At 39.1% G+C, this 16,040-nt stretch carries 13 protein-coding genes; 6 read left to right on the top strand and 7 right to left on the bottom strand.

From position 1 onward, the window contains the following. Positions 1-62: 62 nt before the first annotated feature. Positions 63-947 carry an NAD(P)H-binding protein gene (locus tag AC1DDK_RS00205; protein ID WP_172663676.1) on the top strand — a complete coding sequence of 295 codons (885 nt, stop codon included), beginning with the start codon at positions 63-65 and terminating at the stop codon, positions 945-947. A 10-nt stretch (positions 948-957) separates the two neighbouring features. Here AC1DDK_RS00205 and AC1DDK_RS00200 read toward each other — a convergent pair whose 3' ends face one another. Then, positions 958-1,851: an AraC family transcriptional regulator gene (locus AC1DDK_RS00200; protein WP_172663675.1), complete on the bottom strand. Its 894-nt coding sequence runs from the start codon at positions 1,849-1,851 to the stop codon at positions 958-960. Between the two features lie 256 nt (positions 1,852-2,107). Between AC1DDK_RS00200 and AC1DDK_RS00195 the strand changes: the two genes are divergently transcribed. Both AC1DDK_RS00195 and AC1DDK_RS00190 read left to right on the top strand, forming a co-directional pair. Further along, positions 2,108-5,107 (top strand): glycosyl hydrolase, encoded by a 3,000-nt coding sequence (locus AC1DDK_RS00195; protein ID WP_288880347.1) that lies wholly within the window; start codon positions 2,108-2,110, stop codon positions 5,105-5,107. Between the two features lie 9 nt (positions 5,108-5,116). Further along, entirely contained in the window at positions 5,117-6,550 is a 1,434-nt protein-coding gene (locus AC1DDK_RS00190; RefSeq protein WP_337715041.1) for an arabinose isomerase, read from the top strand. On the opposite strand, the gene xth is transcribed toward AC1DDK_RS00190, so the two are convergent. Together xth and AC1DDK_RS00180 are read right to left on the bottom strand one after the other, a co-directional pair. Further along, positions 6,543-7,325 carry an exodeoxyribonuclease III gene (gene xth, locus AC1DDK_RS00185; protein WP_337715039.1) on the bottom strand — a complete coding sequence of 261 codons (783 nt, stop codon included), beginning with the start codon at positions 7,323-7,325 and terminating at the stop codon, positions 6,543-6,545. The two genes, AC1DDK_RS00190 and xth, sit on opposite strands and share 8 nt — an antisense overlap. A 138-nt stretch (positions 7,326-7,463) precedes the next feature. After that, complete coding sequence (locus tag AC1DDK_RS00180) at positions 7,464-8,465, bottom strand: pentapeptide repeat-containing protein (RefSeq protein WP_477633735.1); 1,002 nt, start codon at positions 8,463-8,465, stop codon at positions 7,464-7,466. Positions 8,466-8,640: 175 nt separating this feature from the next. On the opposite strand from AC1DDK_RS00180, the gene AC1DDK_RS00175 reads away from it, so the two are divergent. Together AC1DDK_RS00175 and AC1DDK_RS00170 are read left to right on the top strand one after the other, a co-directional pair. After that, complete coding sequence (locus tag AC1DDK_RS00175; protein ID WP_288880339.1) at positions 8,641-9,537, top strand: cyclase family protein; 897 nt, start codon at positions 8,641-8,643, stop codon at positions 9,535-9,537. A 98-nt stretch (positions 9,538-9,635) separates the two neighbouring features. Then, positions 9,636-11,999, top strand: coding sequence for a tetratricopeptide repeat protein (locus AC1DDK_RS00170; protein WP_477633734.1), 2,364 nt, complete (start codon positions 9,636-9,638; stop codon positions 11,997-11,999). 3 nt (positions 12,000-12,002) lie between these two features. On the opposite strand, the gene AC1DDK_RS00165 is transcribed toward AC1DDK_RS00170, so the two are convergent. From AC1DDK_RS00165 to AC1DDK_RS00150, 4 genes are read right to left on the bottom strand one after another with little or no spacing between them, the layout of a single operon-like run. Continuing rightward, positions 12,003-12,656, bottom strand: a complete 654-nt coding sequence (locus AC1DDK_RS00165; protein WP_288880334.1) for a response regulator transcription factor — start codon at positions 12,654-12,656, stop codon at positions 12,003-12,005. Positions 12,657-12,659: 3 nt separating this feature from the next. Further along, on the bottom strand, positions 12,660-13,457 hold the full coding sequence (locus tag AC1DDK_RS00160) for a sensor histidine kinase (RefSeq protein WP_288880333.1): 798 nt from the start codon (positions 13,455-13,457) through the stop codon (positions 12,660-12,662). Then, positions 13,433-14,095 carry a hypothetical protein gene (locus AC1DDK_RS00155; protein ID WP_288880330.1) on the bottom strand — a complete coding sequence of 221 codons (663 nt, stop codon included), beginning with the start codon at positions 14,093-14,095 and terminating at the stop codon, positions 13,433-13,435. The genes AC1DDK_RS00160 and AC1DDK_RS00155 overlap by 25 nt, the downstream gene beginning before the upstream one ends. A gap of 16 nt (positions 14,096-14,111) precedes the next feature. Further along, positions 14,112-14,585: a hypothetical protein gene (locus AC1DDK_RS00150; RefSeq protein ID WP_288880328.1), complete on the bottom strand. Its 474-nt coding sequence runs from the start codon at positions 14,583-14,585 to the stop codon at positions 14,112-14,114. Between the two features lie 265 nt (positions 14,586-14,850). On the opposite strand from AC1DDK_RS00150, the gene AC1DDK_RS00145 reads away from it, so the two are divergent. Further along, the gene (locus AC1DDK_RS00145; protein ID WP_477633733.1) at positions 14,851-15,984 is read left to right on the top strand and encodes a hypothetical protein; all 1,134 of its coding nucleotides are present in this window, start codon (positions 14,851-14,853) and stop codon (positions 15,982-15,984) included. Positions 15,985-16,040: the final 56 nt, after the last annotated feature.

The raw sequence follows: 16,040 nt of genomic DNA, 5'->3' as shown, positions 1-16,040 counted from the left end.
TAAGTACTTGTATAAAAGTAAGTACAAATATAACTTTGTCTTTAAATAAAAACAGAACTATCATGAAAATAATTATAACTGGGTCACTGGGGAATATCAGTAGACCACTTTCAATTAACCTGGTTTCTGAAGGACATCAGGTAACCATCGTATCCAGTAACAAAGAAAAATCAGATGAAATTATAAGCCTTGGCGCAATCCCGGCAATTGGATCAGTAAACGACGAACGTTTTCTTACAGATACCTTTATAGGTGCAGATCTGGTATATCTGATGGTACCTAACGATTTCGCTGCCAATGACCTTAGAGGACACATTAAAGAAGTTGGCGAGCACTATGCCAACGCAATAAAAGCCTCTGGTGTTAAAAAAGTAGTTTTATTGAGCAGTATAGGTGCTCATATTGAAAAAGGAACCGGACCAATTGCCGGGCTTTATGCCGTTGAACAGATCTTTAGTAAACTTGAAAATATCGATGTACTAATCCTTCGTCCTGCATTTTTCTATAACAATTTCTATGCAAATCAGGATTTGATCAGACACATGGGAATCATCGGGTCTAACTACGGTGCAGATCAGCCAATCATTATGGTCGATCCAAAAGATATAGCTGCGGCCGCTGCAAATAAAATCAAAGAAGGCTTTACAGGAAAGAACATTTTTTATATTGCGAGTGATAAACGCCTGCTTAAAGAAGTTGCAGAGGAGCTAGGAAAAGCAATTGGTAAGCCTGAATTGCCATGGGTAGCATTTGATGATGTGCAGGCCTTTGATGGAATGGTAGGCGCCGGACTTCCAGAGGAAATTGCAAAGAATTATGTAGAAATGGGCACCGCTATTAGAAGTGGTGTACTTTGGGAGGATTTCGATTCTAAAAACACTGTTCCAATTGGTAAGATCAAACTTGAAGATTTTGCAAAACAGTTTGCCATTGCCTACAACGGATAGCAGAGCCCAATTACCCTTCGTTTACAGTGTCTCTGCAGCGTTTTCTATAATCGGTGGGTTTTAATCCGGTTTTCTCTTTAAAAAGCTTTGAAAAGTAGAAGCTGGATTCAAAATTAAGATCAATAGAAATCTCCTTGATCGGTATATTGCTGCTGCACAACAAATCCTTTGCCTTTTCTATTTTAAGTTGAAGGTAATACTGACCTGGAGATAAACCTGTGTAATTTTTGAAGAACTTCCGAAACGAGGAGTACCCTACACACAGATCCTGAGCGGCCTGTTCGGCCGAGTATGGATTGTTTATATTTGAACGAAACAGGAGCATTGCCCGGTTTATAACATTATCTTCTTCCTGGTTACCAAGGGTGTGTTGTTTGGCAAGCGAATGACAGGCACCAAGCAGATAAAACACTGCTCCGGAAACCAGAGGCTGATAACCAGGACGCTCTTGTTTCGTTTTTTCAATAATGCCATTATACACTTCCAGTATGCTTTCATTAAAACCAATATACTGGGTGGGTGCTTCAGGCTTTAAATAGCCTGATGTTACCAGATTGTCTATTATTTTGCCTTTTACGCCTACCCAATATTCATCCCAACCTGTTTCTGGGTCGGGTTTATAACGGTGGCGCTCATTTGGGAACAGTACAATGACTGTTCCTGCATTGATTTTGGTCTGTTTATAATTTTCTGATTCAAAGATCCCGCTTCCACGAGTGATGTAAATAACCTGATATTCCTGCAAGGTACGCCAGCTCTTCCAGTTAAAATTGTGGTGTGCCGGATGATTTTTGAAGGGATATATGCTAGTAGGTCCAATATGCGTACATCCAGTGTTTAACACAATGAGGCCCCAACTTTCATCTTCTTTGCTGACAGGGAGATACTTATAGAAATTAATCATACTCGTCAATCATTTGGCTAGATTTCATAGCATAAACTGCTAAGAATGACTTTTAAAATAGTTGCTTTGATGGGGCAATTGTAAGGTTAAAACTACTAAGAAAAATCATAAAATGTTCCTTAAATATCAAAAAATGCAGGTCATTTATCAAAACCTCTATTTATTTTACTACCCAATAAAGATAGTTTTGGGTACCAATATAAACCGTTAGATAATTAATGCCGAATTTAGTTAGCTGGCGAAAAAAAACAGCCGCATGAAATACTTAAATCACTTTTTTTTAATTTTTGTTCTTACTTGTTTCTCAATTGTTTCTGCCACAGCGCAGTTAGCACAGATGAAAGCAGGTTTTGCCAATCCATCGGATAAATATAAACCCGGCGTCTACTGGTATTTCATGGATGGAAATATGAACGCCAAAACGATAACCAAAGATCTGGAGTCTATGAAAAAGGCTGGTATCGGTAATTTGATCTTTCTGGAAGTAAACGTTGGCGTGCCTGGAGGAACTATTGATTTTCTTAGTGAACAGTGGACATCTTTGTTTGCCCATGCAGAAAAGGAAGCGCGACGCCTGGGGATAGAAATCACATTGGGGATAGGTCCCGGATGGACAGGCAGCGGTGGCCCATGGGTTAAAGCAGAACAATCTATGCAGCACCTGGTCTCGAGCCAGGTAACTGTCTCTTCAGACGATCACAAAAAGATTGTACTACCCGTGCCTGCACCCAAAAAACCTTTCTTTGGCGAAGGCAACCTGCCGGAAGACTTTAAGAAACAATGGAGAGCATACTATAAAGATGTGGCTGTACTGGGATTTCCTGATATCTCTTCCGTCAAAGCAATTAGCGATTACGAAGAAAAGGCACTGTATTATCGTGCTCCATATAGCTCCGCTACAGTAAAACCCTATTTAGCAGAACCTGATGTTAAGTCGGATCAGGGAAAAGGCATTGAAAAAGGTAAAATAATAGATCTTACCGGTAAGATGGATGCCGATGGAACCCTGAACTGGACTCCGCCAGCAGGTAAATGGATAATTATGCGTTTTGGCAGCCGTAATAACGGCGCAATTACCCGACCAGCGCCTGTCCCGGGATTAGGTTTTGAAGCCGATAAACTGGATACTGCCGCACTTAATGCCCACCTGGATGCCTACCTTGGTAAAATCTTCAAAAAAATAGCTAAACCCGACAGCAAGAGTAATGGCGGGTTAAAAAGGCTGCATATGGACAGTTGGGAAATGGGTGCCCAAAACTGGACAGCGAATTTTAGACAAGAGTTCCTAAAAAGAAGAGGCTACGATCCGATAACCTATTACCCGGTTTACTCAGGAAACGTTGTGGGTTCAAGAGAAGAAAGCGAACGATTTTTGTGGGACCTAAGATTAACGGCGCAGGAGCTTGTGTTACAAAACCATGCGAACCATGTAAAACAATATGGCAAGCGTCATGGACTTTCCTTATCTATAGAACCCTATGACATGAACCCGACTGCAGATCTAGATCTTGGCAGCGTTGCAGATGTACCTATGGCCGAGTTTTGGAGCAAAGGTTTTGGCTTTAATTCTACTTACAGCGTAATTGAAGCAACATCTATTGCTCATGTAGAAGGCAGATCGCTTGTGCCGGCCGAAGCCTTTACAGCACAGAATAATGAAGGATGGAAGCAACACCCGGGGTCAGTAAAAAACCAGGGCGATTGGGCTTTTGCCGCCGGCATAAACCGTTTTGTTTACCATACTTTCCAAAATCAGTTCTTACCTGATTCCTTAAAACCGGGCGCAACAATGGGGCCTTATGGTGTGCATTGGGATCGCGGACAAACCTGGTGGTCAATGGCAACGGCTTATCACCAATACATTACACGTTGCCAATACCTGTTACAGCAGGGGCGTACAGTGGCCGATATTTTATACATGACCCCAGAAGGCGCTCCGCATGTTTTCTTGCCGCCAGCGTCAGCAATTCAGGGCGATACGATTGGTAACAGAAAAGAATACAATTTCGATGGTTGTTCGCCATTACAGCTCATGAAAGCTTCTGTAAAAGGCAAAAATGTAGTGTTCCCAAGCGGAGCATCTTACCGCTTACTTGTGCTGCCGGCTTACGAGTCAATGACGCCTGAACTGCTTACCAAAATTGGGGAACTGGTAAAGCAAGGAGCAACCGTAGTAGGTCGCCCACCATTAAGATCTCCAAGTCTGAGTGGCTTTCCTGATTGCGACAAAAAAGTATTGGCATTAAGTGAAACCATATGGGGTTCTGTAACCAAACCTGCAGCGCAAACAAAAAGAACTTATGGCAAAGGTACCCTGATCTGGGGTGGCGAATTAGCCAGCCGGATTGATAATTTATACCCGCGGTATGAGCTTACTGCTGATATTTTAAAATCAGAAAACTTAGTTGAAGATTTCGTTGCCGATGACATCAGGTATACCCACCGTACAGGAAGCAACTGGGACCTTTATTTCTTGTCGAACACACAAAACAAACCAATAAAAGTAGATGGCAGGTTCCGCAGTGTGCAAGGATCCCCTGAATTATGGAATGCCATTACCGGGAAACGGATTCAGCTAAATGACTTCAAAACAGATCACCAGGTTACTACTATTCCTTTGCAATTGGATGCMTATGAAAGCTGTTTTATTATGTTCTCTAAAGAGAACAAATGGCTGGCATCAAAAACAAAAAAGGAAACTTTAACAAAAACACTTGTAACGCTCGATGGGCCTTGGGAGGTTAAATTTGACCCTAAATGGGGAGGGCCTGCAAGCACTACATTTGATAAACTATCTGATTGGACTACCAATAAAGAGGAGGGAATTAAATACTATTCTGGTACGGCTGCCTATCATAAAACCTTCCATTTTCCGCAGGCAAACCTAAAACAACCGATATATCTGGAGCTTGGAAAGGTGAAGAATATGGCCCGTGTTACCTTAAATGGAAAAGAAATTGGTATAGTATGGACTGCTCCATGGAAAATTGACATCTCTAACCATTTGCAGGCAAAAAACAACCAGCTCAAAATTGAAGTGGTGAACCTTTGGGGCAACAGGCTAATTGGTGATGAAAAAAAACCTGAGGATGGAATTAAGGATGATAAATGGCCAGATTGGCTATTGAATAACAAGCCTCGTACAAGCGGAAGATATACTTTTACCACTTCCAAACAGTACAATGCCGACTCTCCTTTACAAGAATCAGGACTTATGGGCCCGGTAACCATCATTCAGGAAACTATAAAAAAATAAAATATTATAATGTATAAACAATCTAAGGTCAGGATAGGATTATTTGGTATAGGTCTGCAAGCATATTGGGATCAATTTACGGGACTTAAACAACGGCTAACTGAATACATTGAGGTGGTTGCAAAAAGCATGGAAACTTTTGATGCCGAAATTGTTAACCTTGGCCTGATAGACACACCGGAAAAAGCTTTTGATGCTGGCTTAAAATTTAAGCAAGTGGATGTTGATCTGATATTTCTATATGCAACAACCTACGCACTGTCATCAACTGTGCTGCCAGTAGTAAGAAAGGCGGGTGTGCCGGTAATTGTTCTTAATCTAGCCCCACAGGCTAGTATTGATTATAAAAGCTTTAACAGCATGGAAAGCAGGACTGCTATGACAGGGGAGTGGCTGGCTTATTGTTCTTCGTGCTCAGTGCCCGAAATTGCAAATGTATTCCGTCGTAGTAATATCCCCTTTTTTCAGGTTACGGGGCTGCTTTATGATGATGCACATGTTTGGACGCAAATACAAGAATGGATACAGGCAGCGCAAGTAGCCAGAACGATGCAGTACAACCGGCTTGGTGTGATGGGTAATTATTACGGAGGGATGCTCGACATCTATACCGATCTTACCCTTCAGTGTGCAACATTTGGCGGGCACATAGAAATTCTGGAAGTTGATGAATTGTCGGCTTTAAGAACCAGCGTAACCGACACAGAAATCGAAGAAAAACTAACTGAAATTAAAACTGAATTTGATGTTCAGGACGATTGTTTAGCAGAAGAACTGCATCGGGCAGCTAAAACTGCTGTGGCGTTGGATAAACTGGTTGATAAGTATGATCTGGGCTCATTTGCTTATTACCACAAAGGCACTGGTAACGCCGAAAATGAAAATACGGTTACCTCTGTGATATTGGGCAATTCACTGCTTACTGGTAAACACGTTCCGGTAGCCGGCGAATATGAAATTAAAAATGTGCAGGCCATGAAGATCATGGACAGTTTTGGTGCGGGGGGGTCTTTTACTGAGTATTACGCAATGGATTTTAACGATGATGTAGTGATGATGGGGCATGATGGGCCCTGCCATCCTAAAATAGCAGAAGGGAAAATAAAAGTTAAACCGCTAAAAGTTTATCACGGTAAGGTGGGGCATGGCTTATCGGTAGAAATGTCTGTTAGCCATGGCCCGGTTACACTATTATCAGTATTAGAAACCGGCAAGGGCACACTGAAATTACTGGTTGCCGAAGCAGAATCAGTTGCAGGTCCGATTCTGGAGATCGGAAATACCAATAGCAGGTATAAATTTTCTTCGGGTGCGAGGAACTTTGTAGAGGCCTGGAATCAGGAAGGCCCTGCCCACCATTGCGCGATAGGAAAGGGACACATTGCCTCAAAAATTAAAAAGCTCGGTGACATACTAAATTTGGATGTGGTACACATTAAGTAAGATGATTTTCTAATTGAATCCATACGGGAGCATGATCACTTGTTTTTTCCCATCCACGAACATGACGGTCGACCGCTGCAGCTTTGAGTCGACTGGTTAAGTGAGGGCTTAAAAGGAAGTGATCTATCCGTAAACCTGCATCACGGCTGTAGGCGTTGCGGAAATAATCCCAAAACGTATAAATCTTCTCATTTGGATGTAATGTCCTTAATGCATCGGTCCATCCTTGTTCAACCAGGGTTTTAAAGGCATCGCGAACTTCGGGTCTGAACAACGCATCATCAACCCAACGTTCTGGCTTATACACATCAAGTTCTGTGGGCATCACATTATAATCTCCTACAAGTATTGTAGGTATATCAAAATCCAGAAGGGCTTTGGCATGGAGTTTTAAGCGCTCAAACCAAGCCAGTTTATAATCGAATTTTAGTCCCGGAGCAGGGTTTCCATTTGGTAAATAAAGACAGCCAATAACTATCCCAGCTATAAAGGCCTCAATGTACCTGCTGTTTAAATCCTCTGGGTCGCCTGCAAGCCCTCGTCTGGTTTCTTTAATTTCCAGATTCCGTGCAAGGATTGCAACCCCGTTCCAGCTTTTCTGGCCATGCCATATGGCATTGTAGCCGGCGTCTGTTATGGCTTGTTCGGGGAACTTTTCCTGTGGCGCTTTTAACTCCTGCAGGCATACTATATCTGGTTGCGCTTCTTCGAGCCAGCGAAGTAGTACGGGTAACCGACCATTAATACCATTTACGTTGTAAGTAGCAATTTTCATATCAAGTTTATTTAAGCTTAACCATTAACTAAATGCAAAAGTTTAAAATATTAATTTTTTTGGATTGCCAGCATTGCTTTAGTTCTCCTGAGGCAAAGCTGAAGGACAGGTAGTTTATCGTCGAGATGACGATCCCTTTTATGATGATAACACAGTAATACCGGATAAATCTGCTTTTCCGTGTTTCAGGAATTCGTAGGTTATTCGATCTGCTTTACAGTCTGTAAACTGAATCCGGTTCCGTTTAAATGTATTGTTTTTAAAGAAAGTGTTGGTAAGTGTCGCATTCTGGAACTTTACCCAGTCAAAAACACAGTTTTCAAAATAACAATCCTCCAGTGTGCCATCAAAAACAATATCAGCTATATGTGTATCAATAAAAGAGGTACGATTCCACACTGTATCTGAAACTTTATTATTCTCGAAGCCTCCCGATTTGAAACTCACGCCCGTAAAATCAGCACCCGAGAAATCGCAGCCCTCTAAATGACTTTTTAAAAATTCAGCTTCTTTAAAAGCACACCCTTTAAATAAATTGTTACTTAAGTGGGAGCTCTGGATTTGGCTGCTGCTGATATCGGAACCTGAGAAATCACAGTATCTGATATAGCTTTTCAAAATTTTAGCCTCCTTCAGAAAACTGTTCTTAAATAGGTTGTTGTCTAAATTGGAGGCCCGAATTTGACTATTGCTGATGTCGGAGTCTGAAAAATCACAGCTGTCAAGATTGTTGCTTTTCAGAAGAAGTTCTGATAAATCCGAACCGATAAATTTGCAACGCTGCATGTTAGATGAACTGAATTTTTCATGTAGATTTTTCAACCCTGAAAAGTCAGCATCAACCCAATTTCCTTGCGACATATCCCAGCTAAGTTTTCTCCCTTGCTTTTCGGATGGCGTTCCAGCCTGTCGCACTTCAATAGCTCCAGACTGAAAGTTTTCTGAAAAATAGTTAAGGTCAACACCAAGAATTTCAGCCAGACGATTAAAAGTAGTGATGTCTGGCATTKATTCTCCGCGCTCCCACTTTCCGACTGCCTGGGGGCTGATGAACAGAAGTTGAGCTAACTGGACTTGAGAAGTATTTATTTTCTTTCGTGCTTCGGCAATTTTATTACCGATCATTTTTGTGCTTAACATAGGTACTATCTTTTTATTATTTTTTGGACACTACAAAGGTATTTGGATGCATTTCCCGAATCAACAAAATACATAAACTTATAGTTGTATTTATGCTACTTCTAGTTGTTATTGACAACTATAAGTAGTAAAAATCTAAATTTGCTATACAGGAACAAACAAAAATTAAAAGATAATGGACAAAAGAGTAAAATTTGATTTTGAAATATACTTTACCAACGGAGGAAGCATAAAAGGTGAAGATTTTAGATTAGACATAGCTGGTGATCACATTTCTGATAAAGAACTTGCTGATTATATTGTTGCCGATCTAAGACTGCTGATGGTTGGGCAAACCAAAATTCTGAATAAAGAAATTTTTAACGAGGTACACAAGCGCAAACCCGTTAATGAAAAGGCAGGATCAGATTTATTCATTGATTTGAGTCATACTATTGAAGATGGGCTTGTAACTTACAAAGGATTGCCAGCGCCCATTATTTGTGACTATTTGAGCCGGGAAAACTCAAAAGCGCTTTATGCAGAGGGAACCACGTTTCAAATTGGGAAAATTGAAATGGTAAGCAACACGGGTACTTATATAGATTGCCCTTTTCATAGATTTGAAGATGGGAAAGACCTCTCGGAAGTTGGGTTAGAATGTTTTACAGACCTCGATGCAATTGTAATACGAGTGCCCTTTTCTGACACGCTGGAAATAACTGAAGAACACTTAAAAAATTACGAAATCAGAAACAGAGCAGTTCTGATTCATACCGGTTGGGATAGCCGTTGGAATACGGAAAAATATTACGAGCATCATCCTTATTTAACAGAAGGGGCTGCCAAATATTTAAAAGATTGCAGTGTTAAATTAGTGGGTATAGATTCTCATAACATAGATAACACTAAAGGAAAAACAAGACCTGTTCATACTACACTTTTAGGCGCCGAAATATTAATTGTGGAACATCTTTGCAATTTGTACCTGTTACCTGCCGAAGGTTTTACTTTTAGTGCAATTCCTCCGAAATTCAAAGGCGTTGGAACCTTTCCAGTAAGGGCAATGGCTAAACTGGCCAAACCTGATTAGTGGTTATATTTACTGTCTGAGCATTTTATTTTAATCAAAATTTTGTTTTTATCTTTTTACTTATTTCTTTGTACTTCCGATACCTATAATGCACATCAATGAATAAATTCTCAGACGAACTCAACCACATCATAGCACTATACAACACACTTGATTTTTCAAAAGAAGACGATTTATTATCAGATATTGAAAACAAAAATACGTGCGAAAATATTTTGGCAATAGTTCAAACCATACTAAGCAAAGAGCCAAATCATTTTGAAGCATTATTATGGCGAATAAGAATAAATAACAGCCCTGTTTTTAGCAATACATCTGCCATACAAGAAGACTGTAACCTTATACTAAATACGAGTAGTGATATAACTAGCAGACTTCAGGCGTATGATTGGTTAATTTATATTTACCTGGAAAAACTATCATTAAATGATATTGCTATTGAAACGTTAGAAGATAAACTAATTGATGTTGGTGGCATAAAAGACAATCGTGCCTTACAAGACCAGGCTTTTGGCGATACTTATCATAAATTGGCTTATCTCCATCAAGAAAAAGGAGATGAGACCGAAGCGATTGATTATTACCTGAAATCGTTTAAACATGCGCCAAAAATGGTATCCAGAAATTATGAGGGTGGATTACTTTTACTGGAACTGGAAAGGTTTGATGAGGCAGAACAGTTATTGTCTAAACATTTTRATTTTGCAGAGCCTCTGGAGTGTGTAGGCTATACAGAAAAGATAGAGGAGTTGTTTAACAGGGGTAAATTAAATAAGCATTGGAATTTATTTAATTTATTTTACCCTACTGCATATGAGATGCCAACAGAATTTGGGTACAAAAACCGTCAGGAATTTGTGGCGAAGTATCTGCCCGTTATTATTAATGAAACCGAAAAAAATCCAACAAATGCCATAGCCTGGAGGATGTTGAGCAACAACTATTACTTTAATGATAAGAATGCAAAAAAAGGCTTCGATAATCTGACCAAATATTATGAGATAGTTAAGGAGGTAAAAGATTTAGCCATCGAAAGATATTATGATACAGCCGAAGATTTAAATATCGATTTACGAAGTATCGATTTTCCAATTTATCCCGATGGTGCAATTTGCTATAACATACTAACTACCTATCTGGAAAAAGGCAACGAGGCACAGGATAAAAATGATCATTTTTCGGCCCAGATGTATTATGAAACGGCAAAAAAATATGGTCTGGCCGGCTACCAAGCATTTAACAATTACTTTAATAGTGATAAGGGTTTGTCTATTAACAATGAGCCACACACTTTTGCAATGCTTTGCAATAATCTGGGTATTGTAATTAAACAAGTATCCTGGTATCAGCATAAAAGCTACCTTAACGACGAGTGTAAATTTGCTTCAGACATACATTGGCAGGGTTACCAGGTTTCGCCATTCTGGGAAAACTTAGATAATGGAATGGAAATTTCATGGAGAAATGAAAATGACCTGAACCTTGAAAAATTCTGTCTGGAAGTGCTTTCTAATTTCGATTATTACAAAAATATTCTGGAAGCAGAAAAATGGTATCAAGTGATGTTCTACCTCATAACTGCTTACCGACAATCGGAAAAATATGAAGAAGCAAAACAAATTTACGAGCAAACCATCCGAAAATTTGAAGAAAGCGGAGATGAGCATAAAACTATTGTAAGTATTGTTTTGGATACGGCTATTGTGTATTTCAACTTTTTAATGGCTAAAGGTTTGCATAATCAAAGTCTTAGCTATGTAAGTGATTTATTTAGCAATCCGGCTTATCAAAAAATGCAAAGCGAAAAAGCGGAGAGTTTTAAATATTATTTTATGGCGCATGCCTATCTGGGTTTAAACGACAAAAACGAAGCTCAAAAGTATTTTAAACTGATTACGGAGAAATTTGCAAATACTCAATTAGCCTATATACGCGACGTAGTGAACGATGCTAAGAGTAATTTGAATATTATAAACGCGGGGCAGAACTTTGATGAGGTAGTTGTTGCGCTCTATAAAACTCAACCTAAAAGAATTTTGGACTATCCTTTAAAGGCAAAAGAAGAAAATGTCAAATATTTAAAGCAGATGTTGAATTTGGTTACCAATAATAAAATGCCTTCTTCATCTGCCTGGGTAGAGAAAGACATGTATATTGGTTTTGAGCTTAGAAAAAAGCGAACTGAAATTGAAGAGATATACGATTCGTTTTTTTATATCCATTTGAAATCTGAGGATTTAGGGATAAGGTACGAGCTTGTAGAGTGGCAGGATATAGAAAGTGGGTTTTTAGGTTTATCAAAAAAAATAGTACAGCGCAATGCCTTTTATGTAGGGTTCTATACAGCGTACGAATCAAATGCATCTGATACACGAACAGAATTTGAAATGGCATCAGAACACTTGCAACAAAAGGCACAATATTTATGGAAAGAATGGGTAAATAAAATGCATTATCTATAAGTTTTATATTGTTATTATTCCATTCTTTACAGCATAAATAACCAAACCTGCAATGTTTTTAGAACCTATTTTCTCGAACAATCTGGTGCGATAACCCTCAACTGTACGCACACTTAGAAACAATTTATCGGCAATCTCGGAATTACTGCATTCCTCGCAAATGAGTTTAAGTACTTCGATCTCACGTTCGTTTAGCTTGGCCTCTTTTTGATGCAAACGATGCATGAAATTTATGCCCAACAGCTCTTTTGCCATGGTTATCGACAGGTTGTCGTTAAAATAAAAGCCCTTTGCATGTACGGTTACAATAGCATCCAATATTTCTTCGGGTTCGGCATTTTTTAAAAGATAGCCCGAAGCGCCCAGGCGCATGGCGTCTAAAATATACTTATCCTCGTTGTGCATAGAAAGAACTAATATTTTAATTTCCGGAAAATGCTGGTGAATATAAGCTGTTGCCTGCATGCCATCCATTTCAGGCATTTTAATATCCATTAGAATTACGTCGGGTTTATTATTGGTAATTTGATCAATTAGATCTTTGCCGTTTATTGCTTCTATAATTAAATTTAGTTCAGTATAATCTTCTAAAGTGAATTTTAGACCTTCACGGAAAATTTTATGATCATCAGCGATTGCTAAATTTATTAAGGCCATAGGTCAATTATCAAGTTTATTAATGTTTAAAGTAATAGTGGTTTGTGTACCTTTTCCAATTACTGAATGAGTTCTAATGTCGGCTTTTATTAATTGGGCCCGGCTTTGCAGATTTTTTAAGCCAAAGCCATGTACAATGGTGTCTTTATTAAAGCCGATGCCATTATCCTTAAAGTCCAGGCGGATCAATTCTCCTTCTTTACTTAAAGAGATGTCAATTTCCGAAGCTTGTGCGTGTTTTATGGCATTGCCAAACAACTCCTGCATCATGCGGTAAAGTGTAATTTCTATTTCGGGCTTAAAACGTTCTCCATTTAAATTTTGGCTATAGTTTACCTCTACGCCAGTATTTTGCTGCACATAATTAGACAAATCTTTCAGTCCATCGGTTAGTCCAAAGTCGATTAAAACTGTGGGTAAAACATTATGAATAATGTTGCGTATTTCCTGTATACATTCGTCGGTTAATTTACGGGTACTGGCTAGCAAGGTTGATGCATTTTCGGCATTGCCCGATAATTTGGCGATGCGATGCAAGTTTAATTTGATGGCCGATAACACCTGTCCAACGCTATCGTGTAAATCAACAGATAAGCGTTTACGCTCGCTTTCCTGCGTTTCAAAAACAGCCTGCAGGAAGCTGTTTTGTGCTTCGGCTTGCATTTTACGTTTTTCTTCCTGGTATTTTAGCATTTTGCGCTGGTAAAGAATTACAAACAAAAACAAAAATACCAGCAGTAAAACTACCACTAGTGTACCAATAATAAGTACTTCGGTTATATCGTTTTCTGTGGTTTGCAAAATAAGGCAATTGCGAATAAAAGGTTAGCTATTATATTAATTATGGAGTGAATGGTCCAGAAATTTGAAGATAAAGATCCTAAAGACCTCATGAGCATAAATAGAAAAATATTGATGCTGCAATAAGATAAAACGCCGGCACTTATCCAAAACATGGGTTGCTTTTCCAGGCGAACAATCTCGGCCTGATCAAGTAATTGCCAAAAATAGAGTAAGGATAATAAGATTAAGGTTACGCTTAAAATGGTATTTCCGATAGAAGGAAATTTTAATAATCCTTCTATAAAAAATGCATTGATAAAAATTAGCACCCCGGTTATTACAGAAAGCGCTAGTGAGAGTTTTTTTAACGCCAATTTATTAAATGCATGGAAATATATTAACGCATAAAATAGAACACTTACCAATATAAATAAATGAATTAAGGGCGCGTTGTTGGCGCGCCCTCCGCTGGTAATTAAAGTTATATTGAAGTGCCTCACCAAAAGCAAACTCAGATCGAACAAGCCTGAAACTATAAAAAATACAGCGGCAATTTTTTGCACTTTATTTAAGTGCTTATAGTTAAGTATTGCCGCTGCTATGGGCAAAAGCGCTGACAAGCTTGATAAGTTTTGCAAAAGGAGCTGCGGTGACATCGTTAATTCTTTAACTTTATTTGGTTAGTGCATTTTCAGGACAACCCGCACCTCCTGGGCATGGCGACGCTTGTTCGGCTATAGTGCGAGCTGCTGCTTTAAAAGACATGGCCATCATTGGTTTTTCTGGATCTGATGGAGTTATAGTTGGCACTTGCTCAGGTATTTGATCTATACCATCTTTATCGCTACCTACCAAAATCAGGTGCTTTACACCATATGCACCAACAATCCAACGTAAAAAATTGCTTATCGCAACAAAAATACGCTGAATCCAGTTTAGCCTCACTTCATTGGCATAGTAGATGCGGATACCTAAGCATTCGGGCTGTTCAAGGATCTGTTGTAAAATCTGATTCCCAAAAAAATGTGAAATCGTTTCATTTGGGTTCATGATACGATAATTCTTTGTCCAGGCGGCAGCAATCTTTATATCGATAGGATCGCCTTCGGTACCATCAATCGGGTGTTGTCTGTTTTGAGTTTCCATTTTATAAGATTCGTTTAGTATGGTTTACTAAAATTAAATATTATTAACTGTATTTCAAGTGTTTAGTAACGATTAAGGCCCTTTTTTTAATAATTGCGTAAAAGCCACATGGCGTATGCGTATTAACACGCATGCAAAAATCCGTGCAAGCTACCTTGTCCATTGCTGGTATTCATCAGAACTTTAGTCTATCAAAAAAACAAATCTAAAGGCGCTCTTAGGATCATTTAATTGCCAAATAGATTTTGACTAAAAAAATAAAAAAATGGAAAATAAACATGAATCCTCAGAAATTCCCTGCTGTCCGGAATTGTTAAAAGACAGCAATTGTGATGTATTGGTTTTTACACGCACATTAAATTATCCATTGTCTATAAAAGGGCAGGAGAGGCAAACGGCCTTAGTAGCCCAATTATTAATCAGCTTTAAATTAAGCCGATGCACTATAGGTAATGTGCTGGGTGATCCGGTTTATACAACCACCTTGTTGCCTGGCGAAAAAGTGCGCCTGGTTACAACCGATAGAAGAAGCAAATTTACTTACGATGCCAGCACTCAGTTAAGTTATCGTTCTGAACAGATATCCGAAGAACAATACTTTATGAAAGCATCGCAAAGCTATTTTTCTGATATGGAAAACAATCAATCGGGAAATCAAAACAGCGAAAATAAAGACCATTGGGATTTTAKTGGTGGCTCTAGCAGTAGCATAGATATTAATCCGTTTAGCCCTGGAGTAGATTCTAATAGCAACTCTACCAAAAACCACAACAGTTCGTCAACGCTCGATTATTTAAACAGTCAGAGCAGCAATATGCGAGCTTCGGCAACTCAGGCTGTAAGTGCTACGCAGAAAGCGCACTCTATTTCGATTGGCGAGGTAGCCACTAAAGTGCATGCCGAAGGTCAATCAGAAGATCATTTCGAATCTTCTTCCAGGGAGTTTTCGAATCCTAACGGTTGCCATGCCATCTCRTACTTTTTCTATCGGATGAATAAAAAACAAGTGGTAAAATTTGAATTGGTAAGCATAGAGAAACTGATTAGTGTTTCTGGAATTACAAATTTCGCTTTTGTAAACCCGATCATAACACCTGCTATGCGCGAAGAGGCTTTAAAAGAACTAAACAAAGAGCTAATTGCGGCAGGTATTTTAGATGATAAAGGTGAAGTATCAGCCGCTTACCGCAAGAAATTTGAGTTTTCAATGGAATTCTCATTGCCTACGGCCGGCGTTATTGTAAAGGGCTGTTTGGACGAATGTAATATCTGCGAGCCTGCTGCAAGAGAACGCATCCATTTACAAAATGAACTTTTAAGAAGACAAATAGAACTACTTGAAAAATCACAAGAATATCGTTGTTGCCCTAATGATTGTGATACAGAGAAAGATATTTAAGACGTGCTCTCCAAACTACACTCAGCATGCTAAATAGGGTAACGGCTGTAAGTCTG

Source organism: Pedobacter sp. 05T44, from assembly GCF_056395985.1.
This window is presented reverse-complemented; position numbering and strand designations above follow the sequence as displayed.

What these genes read in the sequence shown, in the direction of transcription:
- AC1DDK_RS00205 (WP_172663676.1), top strand. Translation starts at nt 63, where the DNA reads ATGAAAATAATTATAACTGGGTCACTGGGGAATATCAGTAGACCACTT.
- AC1DDK_RS00200 (WP_172663675.1), bottom strand. Translation starts at nt 1,851, where the DNA reads ATGATTAATTTCTATAAGTATCTCCCTGTCAGCAAAGAAGATGAAAGT.
- AC1DDK_RS00190 (WP_337715041.1), top strand. Translation starts at nt 5,117, where the DNA reads ATGTATAAACAATCTAAGGTCAGGATAGGATTATTTGGTATAGGTCTG.
- xth (WP_337715039.1), bottom strand. Translation starts at nt 7,325, where the DNA reads ATGAAAATTGCTACTTACAACGTAAATGGTATTAATGGTCGGTTACCC.
- AC1DDK_RS00175 (WP_288880339.1), top strand. Translation starts at nt 8,641, where the DNA reads ATGGACAAAAGAGTAAAATTTGATTTTGAAATATACTTTACCAACGGA.
- AC1DDK_RS00165 (WP_288880334.1), bottom strand. Translation starts at nt 12,656, where the DNA reads ATGGCCTTAATAAATTTAGCAATCGCTGATGATCATAAAATTTTCCGT.
- AC1DDK_RS00155 (WP_288880330.1), bottom strand. Translation starts at nt 14,095, where the DNA reads ATGTCACCGCAGCTCCTTTTGCAAAACTTATCAAGCTTGTCAGCGCTT.
- AC1DDK_RS00150 (WP_288880328.1), bottom strand. Translation starts at nt 14,585, where the DNA reads ATGGAAACTCAAAACAGACAACACCCGATTGATGGTACCGAAGGCGAT.